The 20,798-nt window shown below is 62.1% G+C and carries 18 protein-coding genes; 11 read left to right on the forward strand and 7 right to left on the reverse strand.

All coding sequences use genetic code 11. From position 1 onward, the window contains the following. Window positions 1–170 precede the first annotated feature (170 nt). The 4 genes from AC0GUR_RS14235 to AC0GUR_RS14250 all read left to right on the forward strand — a co-directional run bounded on the left by AC0GUR_RS14235 (window position 171) and on the right by AC0GUR_RS14250 (window position 3,958). On the forward strand, window positions 171–1,406 hold the full coding sequence (locus tag AC0GUR_RS14235) for an alginate export family protein (RefSeq protein WP_472878153.1): 1,236 nt from the start codon (window positions 171–173) through the stop codon (window positions 1,404–1,406). A gap of 282 nt (window positions 1,407–1,688) precedes the next feature. Next, the gene (gene fabA / locus AC0GUR_RS14240; RefSeq protein ID WP_472878154.1) at window positions 1,689–2,204 is read left to right on the forward strand and encodes a 3-hydroxyacyl-[acyl-carrier-protein] dehydratase FabA; all 516 of its coding nucleotides are present in this window, start codon (window positions 1,689–1,691) and stop codon (window positions 2,202–2,204) included. Next, window positions 2,204–3,412, forward strand: a complete 1,209-nt coding sequence (fabB, locus tag AC0GUR_RS14245) for a beta-ketoacyl-ACP synthase I (protein WP_472878155.1) — start codon at window positions 2,204–2,206, stop codon at window positions 3,410–3,412. Before fabA ends, fabB begins: the two co-directional genes overlap by 1 nt. Window positions 3,413–3,463: 51 nt before the next feature. Beyond that, on the forward strand, window positions 3,464–3,958 hold the full coding sequence (locus AC0GUR_RS14250; protein WP_472878156.1) for a DnrO protein: 495 nt from the start codon (window positions 3,464–3,466) through the stop codon (window positions 3,956–3,958). Window positions 3,959–3,997: 39 nt separating this feature from the next. Here AC0GUR_RS14250 and AC0GUR_RS14255 read toward each other — a convergent pair whose 3' ends face one another. The 4 genes from AC0GUR_RS14255 to AC0GUR_RS14270 form a co-directional block, all read right to left on the reverse strand. Then, window positions 3,998–6,106, reverse strand: coding sequence for a TonB-dependent copper receptor (locus tag AC0GUR_RS14255; RefSeq protein WP_472878157.1), 2,109 nt, complete (start codon window positions 6,104–6,106; stop codon window positions 3,998–4,000). A 68-nt stretch (window positions 6,107–6,174) separates the two neighbouring features. Continuing rightward, window positions 6,175–6,492: a DUF2946 domain-containing protein gene (locus AC0GUR_RS14260; protein WP_472878158.1), complete on the reverse strand. Its 318-nt coding sequence runs from the start codon at window positions 6,490–6,492 to the stop codon at window positions 6,175–6,177. A 182-nt stretch (window positions 6,493–6,674) separates the two neighbouring features. Next, window positions 6,675–7,079, reverse strand: a complete 405-nt coding sequence (locus AC0GUR_RS14265) for a SirB2 family protein (protein ID WP_472878159.1) — start codon at window positions 7,077–7,079, stop codon at window positions 6,675–6,677. Between the two features lie 65 nt (window positions 7,080–7,144). Further along, a complete protein-coding gene (locus AC0GUR_RS14270; protein ID WP_472878160.1) occupies window positions 7,145–9,421 on the reverse strand; it encodes a nitric-oxide reductase large subunit in 2,277 nt (758 codons plus the stop codon). Window positions 9,422–9,668: 247 nt separating this feature from the next. On the opposite strand from AC0GUR_RS14270, the gene tpx reads away from it, so the two are divergent. Next, entirely contained in the window at window positions 9,669–10,169 is a 501-nt protein-coding gene (gene tpx / locus AC0GUR_RS14275; protein WP_472878161.1) for a thiol peroxidase, read from the forward strand. A gap of 75 nt (window positions 10,170–10,244) precedes the next feature. Here tpx and azu read toward each other — a convergent pair whose 3' ends face one another. Both azu and gap read right to left on the reverse strand, forming a co-directional pair. Next, a complete protein-coding gene (azu, locus tag AC0GUR_RS14280) occupies window positions 10,245–10,694 on the reverse strand; it encodes an azurin (protein ID WP_472878162.1) in 450 nt (149 codons plus the stop codon). Between the two features lie 185 nt (window positions 10,695–10,879). Further along, window positions 10,880–11,893 carry a type I glyceraldehyde-3-phosphate dehydrogenase gene (gap, locus tag AC0GUR_RS14285; RefSeq protein ID WP_472878163.1) on the reverse strand — a complete coding sequence of 338 codons (1,014 nt, stop codon included), beginning with the start codon at window positions 11,891–11,893 and terminating at the stop codon, window positions 10,880–10,882. A gap of 185 nt (window positions 11,894–12,078) precedes the next feature. Between gap and AC0GUR_RS14290 the strand changes: the two genes are divergently transcribed. The 5 genes from AC0GUR_RS14290 (at window position 12,079) to AC0GUR_RS14310 (ending at window position 17,696) form a co-directional block, all read left to right on the forward strand. Then, on the forward strand, window positions 12,079–12,549 hold the full coding sequence (locus tag AC0GUR_RS14290) for an OsmC family protein (RefSeq protein WP_472878164.1): 471 nt from the start codon (window positions 12,079–12,081) through the stop codon (window positions 12,547–12,549). Window positions 12,550–13,325: 776 nt separating this feature from the next. Continuing rightward, window positions 13,326–14,135, forward strand: coding sequence for a S1/P1 nuclease (locus AC0GUR_RS14295; RefSeq protein ID WP_472878165.1), 810 nt, complete (start codon window positions 13,326–13,328; stop codon window positions 14,133–14,135). 412 nt (window positions 14,136–14,547) lie between these two features. Further along, on the forward strand, window positions 14,548–16,020 hold the full coding sequence (gene pyk / locus AC0GUR_RS14300; protein WP_472878166.1) for a pyruvate kinase: 1,473 nt from the start codon (window positions 14,548–14,550) through the stop codon (window positions 16,018–16,020). An 82-nt stretch (window positions 16,021–16,102) separates the two neighbouring features. Continuing rightward, window positions 16,103–16,552: a TonB family protein gene (locus tag AC0GUR_RS14305; protein WP_472878167.1), complete on the forward strand. Its 450-nt coding sequence runs from the start codon at window positions 16,103–16,105 to the stop codon at window positions 16,550–16,552. A gap of 136 nt (window positions 16,553–16,688) precedes the next feature. Continuing rightward, window positions 16,689–17,696, forward strand: coding sequence for a class I fructose-bisphosphate aldolase (locus tag AC0GUR_RS14310; RefSeq protein ID WP_472878168.1), 1,008 nt, complete (start codon window positions 16,689–16,691; stop codon window positions 17,694–17,696). 75 nt (window positions 17,697–17,771) lie between these two features. Here AC0GUR_RS14310 and AC0GUR_RS14315 read toward each other — a convergent pair whose 3' ends face one another. Then, window positions 17,772–18,386 carry an outer membrane beta-barrel protein gene (locus tag AC0GUR_RS14315; RefSeq protein ID WP_472878169.1) on the reverse strand — a complete coding sequence of 205 codons (615 nt, stop codon included), beginning with the start codon at window positions 18,384–18,386 and terminating at the stop codon, window positions 17,772–17,774. Between the two features lie 256 nt (window positions 18,387–18,642). Here AC0GUR_RS14315 and tkt point away from each other — a divergent pair, with 256 nt between their 5' ends. Then, window positions 18,643–20,646 (forward strand): transketolase, encoded by a 2,004-nt coding sequence (gene tkt / locus AC0GUR_RS14320; protein ID WP_472878170.1) that lies wholly within the window; start codon window positions 18,643–18,645, stop codon window positions 20,644–20,646. The last annotated feature ends 152 nt before the right edge of the window (window positions 20,647–20,798 follow it).

Genomic DNA, 20,798 nt, shown 5'->3' on the forward strand with positions numbered 1-20,798 from the left:
TCACCCCGTTGATGCACAAGCCGCCCTTGAGGCGGCTTTTTCATTGCGCGTGGCGCGTTGTCACAGTAGGCATCGATATGGCGAACACTTGATCGTGATCAGACTGTGAACGGGCTTGGCTGTCGAGACTCTGTTCAATCCGAAAGGAATCACTGGACAGGAGTCGTTTCATGAAACACCAGGGTTTTGGCCTTCGTCTGAAGGGCATCAGCTTGTTCGTTGCAATGGCATTGCCGGCCATGGCATCGGCGCAGTCCACCACGGATACCAACGCACCATTGCAGCTGGAGTGGAATGCACGCCTTCGTCATGAGCAGGTGGATGACGCCGCCTACAGCCGCCACGCGTATGCCGACACATTGCGTCTGCGCCTTGGGCTGCGCGCCAATATCGGTTACGGATGGAGCTATTTCATTGAAGGAGCCGGCACGGCTGCAGCCAACGATCACTACAACAGTGGTGCCAATGGCCAAGTCAAATATCCAGCCATCACCGATCCGACTGGCGCGGAACTCAATCAGGCCTGGATTGGTTACCAGGGCGACGTTTTTGGACTGAAGGTCGGTCGCCAGGAAGTGGCGCTGGATAATCAGCGTTGGGTGGGTACTGTGTCCTGGCGTCAGTTTGAACAGACCTTCGATGCCGTGGGTTTGCAATGGAAGCCGGCAACCAACTGGACTCTGCGTTACGACTGGCTCGACAAGGTCTATCGCGTAGCCGGTCCTGATGCCATCAATCCGCTTGCACAGAAGCGACTGCTCAACACGCATCTGCTCAATGCCGCCTGGACCCATGGCTCGCAGCAGGTGACCGGTTACGCCTATCTGCACAAGGACAGGGACGTCGCCAGCGCTTCTACCGAGAGCTACGGCGTGCGCTGGACGGGCAAGCCCGCAGCTAACGGTGGCTTCGGCTGGAGCCTTGAGGGTGCTCGCCAATACGATTACGCGAACAACCCGCTGCACTTCGCACATAGCTACTGGCTGGTAGAGCCGTCGTGGACGCAGTGGGGCATCACCGGCAAGTTGGGCTGGGAACACCTGGGCGGCGATGGCAAGACGGCCCTGCAAACGCCGCTGGCGACGCTGCATGCGTTCAACGGCTGGGATGACCAGTTCACGGTGACGCCGGCGAAGGGCCTGCAGGACTACTACGTGACGCTCAATGGCAATTTCGGCAGCGAGGGTATCGCCCGCAAGCTGGCCTGGATCGTCAGTTACCACGACTACCATGCCGATAAGGGCAGCGCTCACTACGGTAGTGAATGGAACGCCTCCCTGGCGTACCCCATCCTGCCTGGCCTGAACGCGCTGCTGAAGGCGGCGGACTATCGGGCGGACACGTTCAGCCACAACGACACGAAACTGTGGCTGCAGCTTGAGTGGGTTGGGAAGCAGGCTCTGTGAGGTGGAACGGCAACGACCCTCTTGAGTGACGTCCATGGTTCGGCGCGTTGACCTGGGTCAGCGCGCCGAACCCACATCCGCGTCGGTATGGCCCATGAAAACACCCACCTCTTCCTGCCAGTGTGCTTGTGCCGCCGAAGCGGCCGTCCAGCCGGCCAAACCGGAGTTTGGCCTTCTGCGGGTGACACCACCTGCGCCGCAAGCGCACTCCGTTGATCCGCATCAGGGTCGCGACGAAAAAGCTCACTCAGACTCGTTGCCTCCTCCTTCAACAAAGCCGTCATGACCCGACCTTCCTCTTTTGATCGCGAGCAATTGCTCGCCTGTGCCCGTGGCGAGATGTTTGGCCCGGGCAATGCCCGCCTGCCATCGCCGCCCATGCTGATGTTCGACCGCATCACCCATGTGGGCGAACATGACGGCGCCTTCGGCAAGGGATCACTCCACGCCGAACTGGATATCAGCCCGAACCTGTGGTTCTTCGCCTGCCATTTCGATGGCGACCCCGTCATGCCCGGTTGCCTGGGGTTGGACGCGTTGTGGCAGTTGAGCGGCTTCTTTCTGCCGTGGCTTGGCCTCCCGGGCAGAGGGCGCGCACTAGGCGTGGGGCAGGTGAAGTTCTCTGGCCAGATTCTGCCCAGCGCCACCCTGGTGAGCTACGACGTGGATATTCGACGGGTGATACGCGGCCGCATGAATTTAGTGGTCGCTGACGGTCGTGTTTGCGTCGATGGCCGAGAGATTTACGTGGCAACCGATATGCGCGTGGGCCTGTTCCAGTCCACGGAGGGCTTCTGATGCGCCGCGTCGTGGTGACAGGCATGGGCATCGTGTCGTGCCTTGGGCACGCGATGGATACGGTGACGCAGGCGTTGCGCGAACTGCGCAGCGGCATCAGCGCCATGCCCGACTATGCAACGCAAGGTTTGCGCAGCCAGGTCGCTGGCTTGCCGCATATCGACCTCGATGCCCTGGTTGACCGCAAACTCAAGCGCTTTATGGGCGATGCCGCTGCTTATGCCTATTTGTCCATGCAATCGGCGATTGCCGATGCGGGACTGGCCATCGAACAGATCCGGCATCCACGTACGGGCGTTATCGCGGGTTCGGGCGGTGGGTCTGCGCATTGGCAGATTGAAACCGCTGCGCTCCTCAAAGAGAAGGGCGTTCGCCGCGTCGGTGCATGCATGGTGCCGCGCACGATGTGTTCCACCGTGTCAGCAACGCTTGCCACGGCATTCGGCATCCTCGGTTTGAGCTATTCCATCGCTGCAGCTTGCGCGACATCCGCGCATTGCATCGGTGCCGCAGCAGATTTGATCCGTCACGGCGCACAAGACGTGATGTTCGCCGGTGGCGGCGAAGAATTGCATTGGGGTATGACCGCCCAGTTTGATGCTATGGGTGCGTTGTCCACGAGTTACAACAGCACGCCCGAAGTGGCGTCTCGCCCCTACGATGCAGGGCGGGACGGCTTCGTGATCGGCGGCGGTGGCGGCATGCTGGTGCTGGAGGATTACGAACACGCCAAAGCACGCGGTGCACGTATCCATGCAGAACTGGTGGGCTACGGCGTGACCTCGGATGGTGCGGACATGGTGGCCCCCTCGGGCGAAGGGGCCGTGCGCTGCATGCGCATGGCGTTGGCAAACGTGTGCACGCCGATCGATTACCTCAATACGCACGGCACGGCGACGCCGCTTGGCGACATGATCGAGCTCATGGCCGTCCGTGAGGCGTTTGGCAGCGATGTGCCGCCGCTGTCCTCCACCAAGGCGCTGACGGGGCATTCGTTGGGCGCTGCGAGCGTTCACGAGGCGATCTACAGCCTGCTGATGCTCAACGGTGGCTTCATGGCCGGATCGGCCCACATCGATCAACTCGATCCCAAGGCCGAGGGCTTTCCTATTCTGCGCGAAACCCGCGAGGCGGCGCTGCGCACGGTGATGTCCAACAGCTTTGGTTTTGGTGGCACCAATGCGAGCCTGGTGTTTGCCAGTGTATAAACGAGGGTATCGAAGCCGCTCATTGATCATCTCTCCAATGGGAGTCAGTTCATGAAACTTATGCCGATCGCCGCCATGCTGCTTGGTGTGTTGGCCGTGCCGGGCCACGTGATGGCCTCGCCGCAACACGATCACACGGCGCATGCGTCTTATGACAGTGCGCAGGTGCCGGTACCGTCGGTGCGTTGGAAGGCAGATGCGCCGCTGCAGGATGGCATGGGGCGTATTCACCAGGCACTCGAAGAGCTGCGTCATTACGAAATGGGGCACATGAGCGAGGCCATGGCACAGGATCGTGCTGGCCTGATCCTGGATGCGGGCGCTTTTATATTCGCCAACTGCAAACTGGAACCGCAGCAGGACGCGGTACTCCACAGCATGCTGGTGCCGTTGCTTGCCGCTGCACAGAAGCTCAAAGAGCATCCCCAGGATATGGCCCAGGTGGCGGCCATGCGGCAGGCGGTGGTGAACTATCCGCGCTACTTTGATGACCCCGGATGGGACGCCGGGGCGGCATCGCCACACTCGATGCACGACGAGCACTAAAGATGGAGGCGCCTCTGGGCGCCTCCACCGTGTCTGGCCTCAGTATTTCACGTCGAACTTGAGCCAGAAGGTACGACCGGGTTCGTTCACCTGCACGGTGTTGACGTAGCCCACCAGGCCGACGCTTGCCGCGTTGACGTGCTCGGTGTACGTCTTGTTGAAGAGGTTGTCGATACCGGCACTCAGCGTGGCCGTGGGGTTGATGCGGTAACCGCCGTTGAGCGAGAACACGCCGAAACCTGCGCTGGGGCCGAGGTCCTGGCCAACGATGTTGCCTTCGCCCATGGCAATGCGATGTTGGGCTGCAACGACGCGCCACAAGCCACCCATCGACCACACACCGGTGTCGTAAGTCAGGCCAAATCGTGCCTCCAACGGTGGCATTTGCGGCAGTGGTTGGTGATCGGTCTGGTTCTCGCCCCATGCCCAAGCCAGGGTAGCGTCGCCTTTCCATCGGTTGGTGAAGGCGTAAACCAGGCCGGCTTCTGCACCTGCTGTGCGTGCGTTGACGTTGCGCGCCCGGCCGACGTTCATACCCTTGGGATAGTCGACCAGAATGAAATCGTGAACCTCGCTGACGTAACCCGAAACCCATGCCTTCAGCTTTTCGTTGCGGTACTGCACGCCAATGTCTAGCTGCGTCGTCTTCTCGGGTTGCAGTTGCTGGAAGCTATTGACGCTCTTGTCGACGTGGCGGCCGAACAGTTCCCAATAGTCGGGGAAACGTTCCACATGGCCGATACCTGCGTACACCGTGGTGGGTGATGCGGCTAGGTCATGCTCATAGCGGATAAAGCCGGAGGGCAGGGTGTCGTTGCGGGTGGCGTCGACGAGTGTGATGGGCATATGCATGCCGCCGCCCATGGACATGCCACCCATGCTGCCCATGCTAGTGCGGGTGGTCAGGTCATAGCCACGCGCCTGCGCGCGATCGACACGCGCGCCGCCAATCAGCCGGTCGCGCTCGGCCAACTGCCAGGTGAGCTCGCCGAAAGCGCCCAGCGTTCCCATCCTGGCGTCGCGATGGCGCGGCTGGGTGCGATAGTCGGGCAGCATGCCGCCGGCTGGCCCACCCATGCGGTTGGTGTGCACATTGCTGGATCCATCGATGCCGGCCTGCAGTTTCCACGTCTCGCTCCAGTCAAAGCTGGCGACGACACGTCCGCCCACCGTGCGCCGGTCCACATCGCTGGCCATCGGCATGGGCATCATGCTCTTGGGATCGGGCTGCCGCAGCGTGTAGTTGTCCATCACGTGATCGGCGTAGTTGTAGTACAGCTGCGCTTCGATCCGATTGAACACTGCATCGGGGCGATCGTGTTCGAACTTGAGCCCGAGGCTTTCGCGCAGGAATTGCGAGCCATCCATGCTGCTAAACGCGTAGGCTGCCTGGCCGTTGCCCTTGCCGGCGGATAGCTCCACACGGGTGTTGTCGTCGGGTGTCCAACCGAGTGCGGTGTCGACGTTCCAGCGATCCCAGCGTGAGTGCACGCGGTTGCCGTCACCGTCTTCGTAGTCCTGCGAGTGGGTGTGATTGGCGCTGACGTTTATGTACACGTCCGGTGTGCCGGCACGCGCATCGATCATCTGGTCATTGCGACCGAAGGAGCCACCCAGGAGGCTGCCCTCCAACGATGCACTGGTGGTCGTATAGCGCTTGAAGTCACGCTCAAACAGCACCGTACCGGCGGAGTTGCCGGGCCCATAGAGCACAGTCTGAGGGCCCTTGATCACCGTGACGCGATCGTAGAGTTGCGGCGAGATGTAGGCCGTGGGCGGGTCCATGCGCCCCGGACAACCGCCGCCGATCTGACCACCGTCGATCAGGATATTGATGCGCGAACCCACCATGCCGCGCAGCACCGGGTCGCCATTGCTGCCGCCTTTGCGGATGGTGGAGAAGCCCGGAATGGTTTTGAGCAAGTCGGCGCCATCGCTTGCAGGCACCGGTTGCCGTGGTGCCTTGGGGTCGGTGATGACGGTGAGCGGACTCTCCTGCATCGGCGCCGTGACGACGATGGCAGGGAAGGTTTGTACCTCGGTATCAGCCAGCACCGTGGGGACGACGGCGTAGAGAGCGGCGGAGATCAGGTAGGGGAGCGGTCGCGCAGCAAAGCACGCGCGTCCCTGCATGGAACGAACAGTCATGATGGTTTCCGTTATCACAGGCAATAAGGCGCCACACGGCTAAGCCGTGAGAGGTAAGCAGGCGAACTTCAGCGTTGTGAGGTAACGGGCGGCCCGCGCGGTGCGGCCGCGAGTACGAATGGTTCCGCACTCGTGTGAACGTGGAGCAGTTGCGGGCCATGTGCCGACACAGGGAATATCGGCAACGGCGCAGCGGAGCCCGGCAGCGCAGGGCTGTGGCTGAGCAAGCCGCAATAGCCACACTTGTCCATCGACCCCGAGTGAGGGGCCGACGGAAGGGCATGATCGTGATGCGGACCACATCCCATCACCATCGATGGCTCGGCACCGATGGTGATGGTCTGGGATATCACTGGCGCCACGATGGTGAGCCAGAGGGCCATCATGGCCACCCAAGCAATCCAGCGAGGGGTCCGAAGGCGTGTCACTTGGATTCCTGTAGGGCTTTGCGCCGTTCTTGTAGCGTCTTCATCATCCCATGTCGTGCGCGGCGCCAGTGTGCGGCACGCCGTCGCGGCGCAATGCGTGATGAGGGATGGGGAGTTTTACAGAGCTATCAGGTATGCCTTCATGCAAACCACAGGTAGAACCAGCCAAGCGGATGATGTGCGTAAGCGATGCCGATGATGGTGAGATACAGCATCAATGCAGCCACGTAGCAAGCACGTCGGGTGCCCGGTTTGGTGGCGCCCCGCATGGCCAGCACACCAAGCGCTACATAGGTTGCGACCAAGACCAATTTAGTGGTCAACCAGCCATTGGCAAACATGCCGCGCGGAAGAATGGTCAACAGCATCATCGCTGCGGTGAGCAGCGTTGTATCGATAGCGTAGGACAGGCAGCGCAAGGGCATCCCATGAGCCACGTCGTGGCGCCCGATCTGCACTAGCAGGCCACGCAGGGCAAACAGCGCACCGCTTGCAATGATGCAGCCAATGTGGACCCACTTGATCTGCGGGTAGAACTCAAACATAGATGAAGGACAGATCCGTTGTTTAATGAGAAAGGGGCGCGCCAGTCGGCGCGCCCCTTGTTGACTCAGCGGTGTTCTACCGCTGTCTTGGGCAGGGCAGCTACCCGAGATTTTCCTCCCAGCCAAAGGCCGGCGACGAATACGGATATCAGGAAAGCGCCGACGGCAAACAGGCTGTCGCCAGGTACGCGCAGCCACACCAGCAGGTGCACCAGCGGTGTATCCATCACCTCCGCTGAGCGGGCATACCAATAGCCCTGATCAAGCGCAGCGTGAAGCTGCAGCAGGCCAATTGGCAGTAGTGTGAAGAGCGCCATCATCGACAAGCCGATGTTGAGCAGCCAGAACGCACTGCGGATCCAGCCTTCGCGCCACGCGGCCTCGGGCTTGAGGCCCCGCAGGCAGAACAGCATCAACCCAAGGCCCAGCATGCCGTAGACACCGAACAGCGCGGTATGGCCATGCAGTGGGGTGAGGTTGAGGCCTTGCATGTAGTAAAGCGCAATCGGCGTGTTGATCAGGAAGCCGAACATGCCTGCGCCGACCAGGTTCCAGAAGCTCACCGCCACGAAGAACATGATCGGCCAGCGGTAGCGCAGCATCCAGCTGGCGGCGTGCTGCTTGCGCCAGGTGTCGTAGGCTTCCGCGCCGATAAGGGCGAGCGGAACGACTTCCAGCGCCGAGAAGCTGGCACCCAATGCAATCACCGCCGTGGTGGTGCCGGTGAAGTACAAGTGGTGCAGTGTGCCAAGTACGCCGCCGGCCATGAACACAATGGTGGCAAACAGGACGTTGGTGGTCGCGCTACGTGCACGCAACAAGCCAAGGCGCACGAAGAGGTAGCTGATCACCGCGGTGGCGAACACTTCGAAGAAGCCTTCGACCCACAAATGCACCACCCACCAGCGCCAGTACTCGACCATGGCGATGTGGGTGTGCTCGCCCCACATCAGGCCGGCGCCATACAACAGACCGATAGCCACGGTGGAGAGGAACAACAGGCCAACGATGGAGGAGGTGTCATCCTTGCGTTTGATGGCCGGCCACAAAGCGCGCCCCACCAGGAACAGCCACAACATCAATCCGAAGAACAAGAAGATCTGCCAGAAGCGGCCGAGATCGACATATTCCCAGCCCTGGTGACCGAACCAGAAGTTGTACTTCAGGCCCATCTTGGCCATCACTGCGAGCCATTGGCCGGTGAATGAGCCCACCACGATGATCAACAGGCAGACCCATAGGAAGTTCACGCCAAGCCGTTGGAACTTGGGCTCGCGACCGCCAATGATGGGCGCGATGTAGAGGCCGGTACCCAGCCATGCGGTGGCAATCCACAACACGGCGAGCTCGGTGTGCCATGTGCGCGTGAGGCTGTAGGGCAGCACGTTGGCAAGGGCGTAACCGTACACATCCTGACCTTCCACCTGATAGTGCGCGGTGGTGGCGCCAAGCAGAATTTGGGTGAGGAACAGTGCCAGCACCACCCAGAAGTATTTGGCGGTGGCCTTCATCGATGGCGTGATCGTGAGATCGGCCAAAGGATCGCGCGCAGGTGGAGTGGCGGGGCCTTCCTTGTGACTTTGCGAGGTGTGGTACCACGCTAAGAGGCCAATGCCGCAGATCAGGAAGATCACACTGAACACCGACCACATGAAGCTGGCCGGCGTCGGCGTGTTGCCGACCATGGGATCAAACGGCCAGTTCTGCGTATAGCTCATGGTGCGGCCGGGGCGTTCGGCAGCAGCGGCCCAACTGGTCCACCAGAAGAAGCCGGTGAGCATGCGGCGGTGCTCCATGTCCGCCACCGTGTTGTCACGCATGGCGTAGGCCTTGCGCAGTGCGGTCGTTGCCGGGTCGTTGCTGAAGAGGCTGTCGTAATGGGCCGCTACCGCCGCCATCGCCTGTGCGCGCAGCGGTGACACCGTGATGGTGTCCGTAGCCGCGTCATAGGTGTTGTGACGGAGCTCCTTCTGCACGCGCGCCTTGAGCGCGGCTTGCTGACCGGCGTCCAACGTATCGAACGAAGCGGCGCCCTCGTCACGCGCCAGCAGTTCGAGCATGGCGGTGGCTTCGCGGTGCAGCCAGTCCGCGCTCCAGTCAGGCGCTACCAGCGCGCCATGACCCCAGATCGTACCCAGCTGTTGTCCACCAATGCTCTGCCAGACCGTGCGACCCTCATCGAGATCGGCGTTTGTGTATAGCGTCTGGCCATCCGTCGTGACGACGGCTCGTGGCAACGGCGGCGCCTGCTGGTGCACTTCGCCGCCGATCCATAACAACACGCCGAAGGACGCCACCAGCAACGCGGCCAGTCCTAACCATAGCTTCCGTGTACTTCCCATGTCGCATCTCCCTGGATGGTCCCTGCATGCTCCGTGTCGTCGCTGTCATGCGGCGATGACGCAAGTCAAATCGAGGTCAGGGTGATGCTGACGAAATGTCACGCGGCGTTCGGCCATCCGAGTGCTGATGGCGGGCGGCACCAAAGTGATGAATGGCTCGGCCTTGGACGCCCTGCCACCCGGGCGGGCATCGTTTTCCGGGTCAGGGGCGTGTTCTACTAATAGGCCCCATCCAACGAGGTGTCCCATGTCCCACGTTACGCTGAAAGGTAATCCGGTCCAGGTCGATGGCCATTTCCCCGCCCAGGGCGAGGCGGCCCCCGCCTTCTCGCTGGTGGGCAAGGACCTGGCTGACGTGACACTTGCCAGCTTTGACGGCAAGCGCAAAGTGCTGAACATCTTTCCCAGCATCGACACGCCGACCTGTGCCACGTCCGTGCGGCGCTTCAACGAGAAGGCGAGCCAGCTCGATAACGCCGTGGTGTTGTGCATCTCCGCTGACCTGCCGTTCGCGCAGGCGCGTTTCTGCGGCGCCGAAGGCCTGAACAACGTCGTTACGCTTTCCACGCTGCGCGGTCACGAGTTCCTCAAGAACTATGGCGTGTCGCTCGCGTCTGGTCCGCTCTCGGGTCTGGCGGCGCGTGCCGTGGTGGTGCTGGATGGCCAGAACAAGGTTGTGCACAGCGAGATGGTGGGCGAGATCGCCGACGAGCCGAACTACGACGCTGCTTTGGCTGCGCTGAGCTGATCTCGGCAAGCGCGCAATAAAAAAGGCCGGGGATCTCCCGGCCTTTTTTTTATACAGTCGCTGTGGATACGTCTTTCACTGCGCCAGCGTGAGCGTGCCTTTCATCAGCGCGGCGTGACCCGGGAACGTGCAGAAGTAGCTGTAGGTTTCGCCGGCCTTGAGCTTGGCCACCGGGACGGTGACGCTGTCGGATTCGCCGCCACCAATGAGCTTGGTGTGGGCAATGACGCGCGTGTCGCCGGGCTTGACGTAGTTTTGATCGGCACCGGCCTTCATGCCATCGGCGATGATGCCTGGCTCATCGGCCGCCGTGCCAAGCACCCAGTTGTGACCCATGGAGGCCTTGGCCAGCTTGCCGGTGTGCTTGAGCGTCACAGTGAACTGCTTGCAGGTCTTGGGTACCGAGATGCTCTTTTGGTTGTACTGCATGGCATCGTTACCCTCGATGGTGGCGGCGCAATCAGCGGCCCACAGGGGCGAAGCGGACAGGCCGAGCAGGGTGAGGGCAAGGACTTGGCGAATCATCGAGTGTCTCCGGGGATGCGGTTGGGAATGACTCAACGATTGCGCCAGCGCATGCCTACAGCGCTGATCTGGATCAGTTGGGCGAGGCAAATTCGTTTTGTGCGACCACTTGCCGCGTAGAGACCCCTGAAAAACAAAAGCCGGGCATAGCCCGGCTTTTGTACTTACAACGATGAGAGAGAGGCTTACTTGGCCGCCATCAGCGCGACAGTCATGTCGAGCATGCGGTTGGAGAAGCCCCACTCGTTGTCGTACCACGACAGCACCTTCACCAGCGTGCCTTCCATGACGCGCGTCTGCGTGGCGTCATAGGTGGACGAAGCCGGGTTGTGGTTGAAGTCGATCGACACCAGCGGCTGGGTGTTGACGTCCAGGATGCCCTTCAGCGCGCCCTTGGAGGCTTCGCTGATGATCTGGTCGATCTCTTCCTTGGTGGTCGGACGGGCGGCGTCGAAGGTCAGGTCGACCACCGACACGTTGATGGTCGGCACGCGCATGGCGAAACCGTCCAGCTTGCCGTTGAGTTCCGGCAGCACCAGACCCACCGCGGCGGCGGCGCCGGTCTTGGTCGGGATCTGGCTCATCGTGGCCGAACGGGCACGACGCAGGTCGGAGTGGTAGACGTCCGTCAGCACCTGGTCGTTGGTGTAGGCGTGGATGGTCGTCATCAGGCCGCGCTGGATGCCGATCTTCTCGTGCAGCACCTTGGCCAGCGGAGCCAGGCAGTTGGTGGTGCAGGAGGCGTTGGAGATCACTTCCAGCTTGGAGGTGAGCTTGTCGGTGTTCACGCCGATGACGAAGGTGCCGTCCACGTCCTTGTCGCCAGGCGCGGAGATGATCACCTTCTTGGCGCCGGCGGCGATGTGCGCGCTGGCCTTGGCCTTGGAGGTGAACAGGCCGGTGCACTCCAGCACGACGTCGACGCCCAGGGCGCCCCACGGCAACTTGGACGGGTCACGCTCGGCGCAGACCTTGATGCGGTCGCCGTTGACGATCAGATCGCCGCCGTCCACGGACACGGTGCCCGGGAACTTGCCGTGCGCGGTGTCGTACTGGGTCAGGTGCGCATTGGTCTCGGCATTGCCGAGGTCATTGATCGCAACGATCTGGATCTCGTTGGTGCGACCGGCTTCGTACAGCGCGCGCAGGATGTTGCGGCCGATGCGACCGTAACCGTTGATGGCGACCTTAATTGCCATGGGACAGCGTCCTCCTAGTGAGGTGGCGAGGTGGCGGCTGTGGGACCGCCGTAAAACCGTCATTTTAACCTGAACCGGGGTAGGGGCTCATCCGTAGGGCCTATTTGTCGCGCTGGGCTTGTTCAGGGAAGCCCGGACGCGCTTGAATCGGGGTTTTCGGGCCAGACCCGACCAAGGAGAGCAGCATGAGCGACGCCGAGCAGACCGTAGAGATCACTCTGGAGCAGATCGCGGACTACGAGTTCAAAGTTCGCTTTGACGACACCGCCATTCCGGACCTGATGACCGACGAAACCGCTCCGCTGGGGCGGGAGACCGGCCCGAACCCCTCGCGCCTGCTGGCCGCGGCAGTGGCCAACTGCCTGAGTGCCAGCCTGTTGTTTGCCCTGCGCAAGTACAAGAACACGCCGGGCACCCTGGGAGCCAAGGCCAAAGCCACGCTGACGCGCAACGACCATGGCCGCTGGCGCATCAGCCATATCGGCGTGGACCTGCAGCTGGCGGACAAGGCGGAGTTGCTTGAGCACCTTGATCGTGTGCTGGCCCAGTTCGAGGACTTCTGCATCGTGACCCAGAGCGTGCGCCAGGGCATTGCGGTCGACGTGAGCGTACGCGACGGGGACGGGAACCTGCTGCCGGTGCCGAACGCTGGCTAAGAGCTCGTTTACCACGATCGCGATCAGCGACGCCGGCACGGCCGGCGATCGCTAAACCCTTAGCACTATTGCCACTACAGGCAGGTATGGAAAGATGCTTCCACTCCTCTTGGACAGAAGGTGGCTACCGTGAAAGGACTCGCAATCTGGATGGGTTTGGCGCTGGTTAGCGCCCTAATTTCGTCCGTTGATGCGCAGGATGTGACGGGCGGAGCCATGCCGAGGAGCGACATCAGCTCCCCGGCCCCATCAACAGCGGACACTGGCTACCGATCTCCGTTGGTGGATCCGGCGAAAGGGGCTGCCATGGCTGCACCTGTACCAACGCGCACGGAAGCACCCGCCTCGTTGCCCGTCATTCCAACTAGCCCATCAACGACCCAGCGTGTGGCCGGCCACGCGGCAAAAGTAGTTTCCAGTCTCGCGGGGGCTGTCGCGGAGGAGCGTACGGGGGTCTACACGCCTGTCCCTTCGCCTTCCTACCAACCGTACCGTCCCGGTATGTCTACGCCGGAGCCGCAAACGACGGAGAAATACTGTCCGCCGTCCAAAACCCCCAACCCCTCGGCGGCCTGCGTAGCTCGCTGAGGCTCCGAGATCTCGATGGTTATGCCTCTTAGCGTCGATTGAGAGCGCAAGTTGCCAGCCCTTGGGCGAGGTCCGCGATATATCCGGAGGCGATCGAGGGGTTGGCTTACACAGCGGTGAGAGAAATCTGGGGTCTGTCACAGGGCTGTGGCAGACTTGCTGGTTTCCCTTTGAAGAACCATTGCCCCATGTCGTTGCTCCATCGCTCCATGGCAGCCGTGCTTGCCTGCTTTGTTATCGCCCCCGCCGCGCATGCCTGGGGGCAGTTGGGTCACAGCGTCGTCGCAGACCTGGCGCAGCGGCACCTGAGTCCGACGGCGGAAGCCGTCGTGGAGCGCCTGCTGGCGCCTGAGCACACCAAGTCCCTGGCCGACATCGCCAGCTGGGCCGACGAGATCCGCAACGATCCCGCGCAGGATGCGCTGTGGAAGCAGACGCGTGCGCTGCACTACGTCGACTTCACCTCAGGTGACTGCAACTACACGCCGCCGCGCGATTGTAAGGACGGTCAGTGCGTGGTGGCCGGCATTGACCACTACGTGGGCATCCTCAGCGACAAGAGCCAGCCGGATGCAGTGCGTCTCCAGGCGCTGAAATTCGTGGTGCATTTCATTGGCGACGAGCACCAGCCGCTGCACGGCGGTTCGCGCGACGACAAGGGTGGCAATGCCTATCAGGTGCAGTTCAACGGCAAGGGCACCAACCTGCATAGCGTGTGGGACTCCGGCATGCTCAAGACGCATGGCCTGGATTGGAAGGCCTATGCCGATGAACTCGACGCCCGAGGTGAGGTGACTCTGCCTGCACCCATCGCGCCCCTCGGCAACGCTTATGCACAGTGGGCGGAAGAATCGTGTGCCATCTCGCGGGACATCTACCCGAATGGCCACAATATCGACCAGGCCTACGTCGACCACGAGTTGCCCGTCGCTGAGCTGCGTTTGCGTGAAGCAGGGCGTCGGCTTGCCGAGGTGCTCAATCTGGCGCTGGCGCATTGAATGAATTCGGGTCACTTCATGTGGCCCGCTCTTGCTCTGGCAATGCCTTTCTATTGAGCAGAACCATCTCGCTTCTGCGCATTTGTTGAGCAACTTTGGTGCGTCGCAATAGTTGTGTCGGCCCTCGCAAGCGGTGCTTGCGAGGGCATTGGTGCATGTTATGGCGATGGTCGGTGCGAGGCTTTCGAGTGGATTCGCATTGGGTGTCTGATGACACCAGTGTTTGAGCGTTTCAATGTCTGTAGAGCAGACCAGTGCATGTCGTCTGCTCCATCTTCGTTGGTGATTGGTAATACCACTGGTGCGATGTGGTCCGCATGCCACAAGCAGTCCAGTTGCCGACCAAAAACCACTCGCCAGATACCTGCAAAAACCCTCTGGCGCGCGTCGATGGTTTTGCTAGTCTCGATGTATGACTACTGAGAATCCGCTGCGCCGCACCAAGATTGTCGCCACCCTCGGTCCTGCGACCGATGCGCCTGGCATGCTCGAGAAAATCATCGCCGAGGGCGTGGACGTGGTTCGCTTGAACCTGTCGCATGGCCAGCCCGACGATCACCGCGCTCGCGCGGCCGCCGTACGCGATGCCGCCGCCAAACTGGGGCGTGAAGTCGGTGTGCTGGCGGATCTGCAGGGTCCCAAAATCCGCGTCGAGCGGTTTGCCAATGGTCCGGTCGAGCTTCGTGTGGGCGATAGCTTCGTACTGGACTGCAGCCCGAACGCGCCGATGGGCGATGCGACCCGCGTGGGCGTTAGCTACTACGACCTGCCTAAAGACGTTTCGGCGGGCGACGTGCTGTTGCTGGATGACGGCCTGGTGGCGCTCACCGTGGAGTCGGTGGTCGGCGCGGAGATTCGTTGCCGCGTGTTGATTGGTGGTCGCCTTTCCGATCGCAAGGGGCTCAATCGACAGGGCGGTGGCTTGTCGGTCGATGCGTTGTCGGACAAGGACAAGGCGGATATCAAGCTTGCCGCCGAAATCGGCTGCGACTTCCTCGCCGTGTCCTTCGTGCGCTCGGCCGCCGATATGAATCAGGCGCGTCGGTTGCTGGAGGAGGCGGGTGGCAGAGCATCGCTGGTGGCCAAGATTGAGCGTGCCGATGCCATCCCGTTGCTGGGTGAAATCATCGACGCGTCCGACGTGGTGATGGTGGCGCGTGGTGATCTCGGTGTGGAAATCGGCGACGCCGAGCTGCCTGGCCTACAGAAGAAGATCATCCGCGAGTCGGTGCAGCGCAATCGCGCCGTGATCACCGCCACGCAGATGCTGCAGTCCATGGTGCGCTCGCCGATTCCGACGCGTGCGGAAGTGATGGACGTGGCCAACGCCGTGATCGACGGTACCGACGCGGTGATGCTGTCCGAAGAATCAGCGGCAGGTGCTCACCCGGACAAGGCCGTGGCAGCGCTGCGTCGCATCTGCCTCGGTGCCGAGCGCCAGTTCGAGCCGAAGGAAGACCTCGCCAACGCGGGTCATCGCCTGGACCGTACTGATCAAGCGATTGCCCTCGCAGCGATGCTGCTGGCCAGCCAGCTCGGCGTGCGCGCCATTGTCGCGTTGACGGAGTCGGGCGCGACCGCGCAATGGTTGTCGCGTTATCGCAGTGCGGTGCCGATCTATGCGCTGTCACCATTCGACGATGCACGTCGTCGCATGTCCATCTTCCGAGACGTGCATCCCGTGAAATTCACGCACATCTCGCAGACCCCTGCGGCGTCGGCGCGCGACGCGGTGCGTCAGCTGTTTGCGCAGGGGAAGCTGGTCGAGGGCGATCGCGTCGTGCTGACCCATGGCGATCACATTGGGCAGGGCGGTGGCACGAATACCCTCAAGCTGCTTTCGGTGGGTGCCGAGGGCGTGGTGGAGTGCCTGCGGGATCTCTAGTCGTGACGTCAGCGCCGGCCCGGGTTCCATAGGGCTAGAATCCGGGCCATTGATCCCCCCACGCAGGCGCAGGAGGTTTTTCATGAACATGAAGTCACGTCGCGGCATCCAGGCTTTGTTGCTGACATTGGGCATGGCCGGTGCGGCACCGCTGCTGGCGCAGTCGCAAGCGCGCTTGGTGGGGCCGGATCACATCCAGTCGTACTGGATCATGCTCAACACCAAGGTCGATGCGGACGTTCCCAACAGCGGCCGCAACATGACCAAGCCGGGCTGTGTGGCGGTGAGCTTCATGATCGGCTCGGACGGCATCCCCCAGAACGTCACCGTGCGCAAAGTCGCGCCGCAGAGCGACCTCGATGCCGTGGCGAAGAGCGTGGTCACCAATTTCCGGTACGGCCCGGCGTTGAAGAACAACACGCATGAGCCGGTGAACACCTATTTCATCGTGCCGTTCAACCTGCCGGCCGATCCGGCCCAGCGGCAGGCCATCACCGACGCCTGCAAGCTGCCAGGCTTCGATCAGGCCTGAGGCCTCCGTGGGCCGTTCAGGGGCGCTCCGGGCCCCGGGCGGCCAGATGCCATATACTTCGGCCTTTGAGCCTTGCCGCCCTCTGGGGGCGGCTTCACCTTGTGCGGCCCACACCGCCTAAGTATCCGGAGTTGTCATGAGCATCGAAGATCTCGAAAGCGTCGCCCTGGCGATGGTTGCGCCCGGCAAGGGCATCATCGCCATCGACGAGTCGACCAACACCATCAAGAAGCGTTTCGAGGCCGTTGGCATCGAGAACACGGAAGAGAACCGCCGCGCCTATCGTGAGCTGCTGCTCACCGCGCCGGGCCTCAACGAGCACATCTCCGGTGCGATCCTGTACGACGAAACCATTCGTCAGTCGACGAAGGACGGCGTGCCGTTTACCCAGATCATGAAGAAGAACGGCATCATCCCGGGCATCAAGGTCGACAAGGGCCCGGTGCCGCTGGCCGGCTTCCCGGGCGACGTGGTGACCGAAGGCCTCGACGGCCTGCGTGAGCGCCTCGCCGAGTACGTGAAGCTGGGCGCGCAGTTCGCCAAGTGGCGCGCCGTGATCAACATCAGCGAAGACAACCCGTCCTCGACCGCCATCGAAGCCAACTGCCACGCACTGGCCCGCTACGCTGCCCTGTGCCAGGAAGCTGGCCTGGTGCCGATGGTCGAGCCGGAAGTGATCATGGACGGCGACCACAGCATCGAAGTCAGCTACGAAGTGCACGAAGCGGTGCTGCGCAGCCTGTTCAACGCGCTGTACGAGCAGAACGTGATGCTGGAAGGCACCATCCTGAAGGTGAGCATGGTCATTCCGGGCAAGGATGCGGACGAGCAGGCCGAAGTCGACGAAGTCGCCGACGCCACCGTGCGCGTGCTCAAGACCACCGTGCCGGCCACGCTGCCGGGCATCGTGTTCCTCTCGGGTGGCCAGACCGACGAGCAGTCGACGGCTCACCTCAACTCCATGAACCGCATGGGCCCGCACCCGTGGCCGCTGTCGTTCTCGTACGGTCGCGCCATGCAGCAGGCCGCGCTGAAGCTGTGGTCCAAGGACATGAAGGCCAACTACGTGGATGCACAGAAGACCGTGCTGGCCCGCGCCAAGGACAATGGCCTGGCTGCACTGGGTCAGTGGAGCGCCAAGTAAGTTCTGGCGTTTCCTCCTAGGCAATAAAAAAACGGGCGCCTCGCGGCGCCCGTTTTTGTTTCACCTGGTTGGCGATCAGAAGCGGTATTCCGCGCTGACGCTGTACAGGTTGGTCGGCAGATCGATGTTCTTGCTGCTCTGGCTACCGTCGTAGTAGTCCCAGTTCAGGCCGACGCTGAAGTTCTTGTTGATGTTGTAGCCCGCGCCAAGACCGGCGTAGTAGCGGGTGCTGTTGAACTTGACCGACTGCGGGTTGTAACGGTCGTTGGTCAGGCCTTCACCCTTGGCGAAGAAGGCACCGCCACGAACTTCACCGTACCAGCTCGGGCTGAAGTTGTAGCGCATGTTCAGGCCGGCAGTCGCGCCCTGCAGCTTGGACATGCCATTGCTGCCGTTGTAGTTGGCGTAGTTCTGCGTGTACGGGCTACGGGCGTCAGCACGACCCAGGTAGACATAGCCCACTTCCGCGCCGATGGTGGCGTCGGGGTTGATGGCAAAACGGTAACCACCCTTGATGCCGCCGGCGAAATCGCCATTGTCATAAGGGCCCTTCTGCACATGTCCGTAGCCGGCATTGGCGCCGACATACCAGCCCGGCTGGGCGTTCCCGGTGGCGTCCTGGGCGAACGCGGCGGGGACAGCCGCCAAACCGGCGGTGGCAAGGGCAAGGGCAAGAATGGTGTTCTTCATGGGGGGGACTCCTCTTTGTCTTATTGAGCCAGGCCACATCGCCGGGGGTTCGGTCGTTGTGTGGACTGGGCACCTCGTGCTGACGGTGCTGGAAATTAGATGGGGTGAGGGTCCAAGAGTTTCAATACCGGTTAGTATATTATTAAGGCTGAGTTAATTCTGGGTATGGATCAGCTACGGGTCAGTGGCGACAGCCGGACGCCGGATCGGCGACAATAGGCGCTTTTATTGCCGCCTGTCCCCGGAGAACCCCTAGATGACAACCCGCCGCGAACTTGCCAACGCCGTGCGCGCCCTCGCCATGGACGCCGTACAGCAGGCCAACTCCGGCCACCCGGGCATGCCCATGGGCATGGCGGACATCGCCGAGGTGCTGTGGAACGACTTCCTCAAGCACAACCCGACCAATCCGAAGTGGTTCAATCGCGATCGCTTCGTGTTGTCGAACGGCCACGGCTCGATGCTGCAGTACGCGCTGCTGCACCTGACGGGTTACGACCTGCCGATGGACCAGCTGAAGAAGTTCCGTCAGCTGCATTCCAAGACGGCCGGCCATCCGGAAGCCAGCGAAACCCCAGGCGTGGAAACCACCACGGGTCCGCTGGGTCAGGGCCTCGCCAATGCGGTGGGTTTTGCCCTTGCCGAAAAGGTGCTGGCGGATCACTTCAACCGCCCGGGCCACGACATCGTCAATCACCACACCTATGTGTTCCTCGGCGATGGCTGCCTGATGGAAGGCATCTCGCATGAAGTCGCATCGCTGGCCGGCACCTGGAAGCTGGGCAAGCTGGTGGCCGTCTATGACGACAACGGCATCTCCATCGACGGCGAAGTGCACGGCTGGTTCACCGACAACACGCCGGAGCGTTTCGAAGCCTATGGCTGGAACGTGATCCGTGGCGTGGACGGCCATGACGCCGACGCCATCAAAAAGGCCATCACCGCCGCTACCAGCCAGTCGGATAAGCCCACGCTGATTTGCGCGCGCACCATCATCGGCTTCGGCTCGCCGCACAAGCAGGGCAAGGAAGAGAGCCACGGCGCGGCGTTGGGCAAGGACGAAGTGGCCGCCACGCGCGATGCGCTGGACTGGCGCTACGCCGCGTTCGACATCCCGGCCGAGATCTATGCCGGCTGGGATCACAAGAAGGTCGGTACCGAGCGCGAGCAGGCGTGGCATGACGCTGTCGCTAAGTACTCGGCTGCGTTCCCCGAGCTGGCCGCTGAATTCAATCGCCGCGTGTCGGGCGAACTGCCGTCCGACTGGGCGGCCAAGTCGCAGGCCTATGTCGAAAAAATGCAGGCCGAGGGTCCGGAAGTTGCTTCGCGCAAGGCATCGCAGATGGCTATCGACGCCTTTGCGCCGCTGCTGCCGGAACTGATCGGCGGCTCCGCCGACCTGGCTGGCTCCAACCTCACCAAGTGGAAGGGCAGCGTGGATGCCGGCAACGGTCATCAGGCCAACGGCAACTATCTCTATTACGGTGTGCGTGAGTTCGGCATGAGCGCGATCGCCAACGGCCTCGCGCTGCATGGCGGCTTCATTCCGTACGACGCTACCTTCCTGGTGTTCTCCGACTACGCGCGTAACGCCGTGCGCATGAGCGCGCTGATTCCGGCGCACGCCATCCACGTGTACACGCACGACTCGATCGGCCTGGGTGAAGACGGCCCGACCCACCAGCCGGTGGAGCATCTGGCCTCGCTGCGCTACATCCCGAACAACCAGGTGTGGCGTCCGTGCGATGCGGTGGAGTCGTTCGTGTCGTGGAAGCTCGCCATCGAGCGCAAGGGCAACCCGGCGTGCCTGGTGTTCTCTCGCCAGAACCTCAAGCACCAGCAGCGTACCGCGCAGCAGGTGGCTGACATTTCGCGCGGCGCTTATGTGCTGTCCGATCCGCAGGACACCAAGTTCAAGGCCATCCTGATCGCCACCGGCTCCGAAGTGGAACTGGCGATGGAAGCAGCGCGCACGCTGGCGCAGCAGAACGTGCCGGTACGCGTGGTGTCGATGCCGTGCACCGAGTTGTTCGATGCGCAGTCGGTCGAATACCGCGAGGCCATCCTGCCGGGCTGGTGCCGTGCGCGCGTGGCGGTGGAGGCGGCTACGTCCGACTTCTGGCGCAAGTACGTGGGTCTCGACGGCGACGTGGTGGGCATGACCACCTTCGGTGCTTCCGCACCTGCGCCGCAGCTGTTCGAGCACTTCGGTTTCACCGTGGCCCACGTGGTCGATGCGGTGAAGCGTGTGATTGCCTGAGGTAAGGTCTCTCTCTTCGCATTGGCGAAGAGGATGGGTGAGGAGTGAGTGCTTACCCAATCCACACCAAGAAAAACGCCGCGAATATCGCGGCGTTTTTTTATCGTCATTCGTCAGCCTGGGTGCTGGGTGGATGCGGTTTTTGAAAGCTG

The sequence above is a fragment of the Dyella sp. PARNA 12/25 genome (assembly GCF_055702865.1).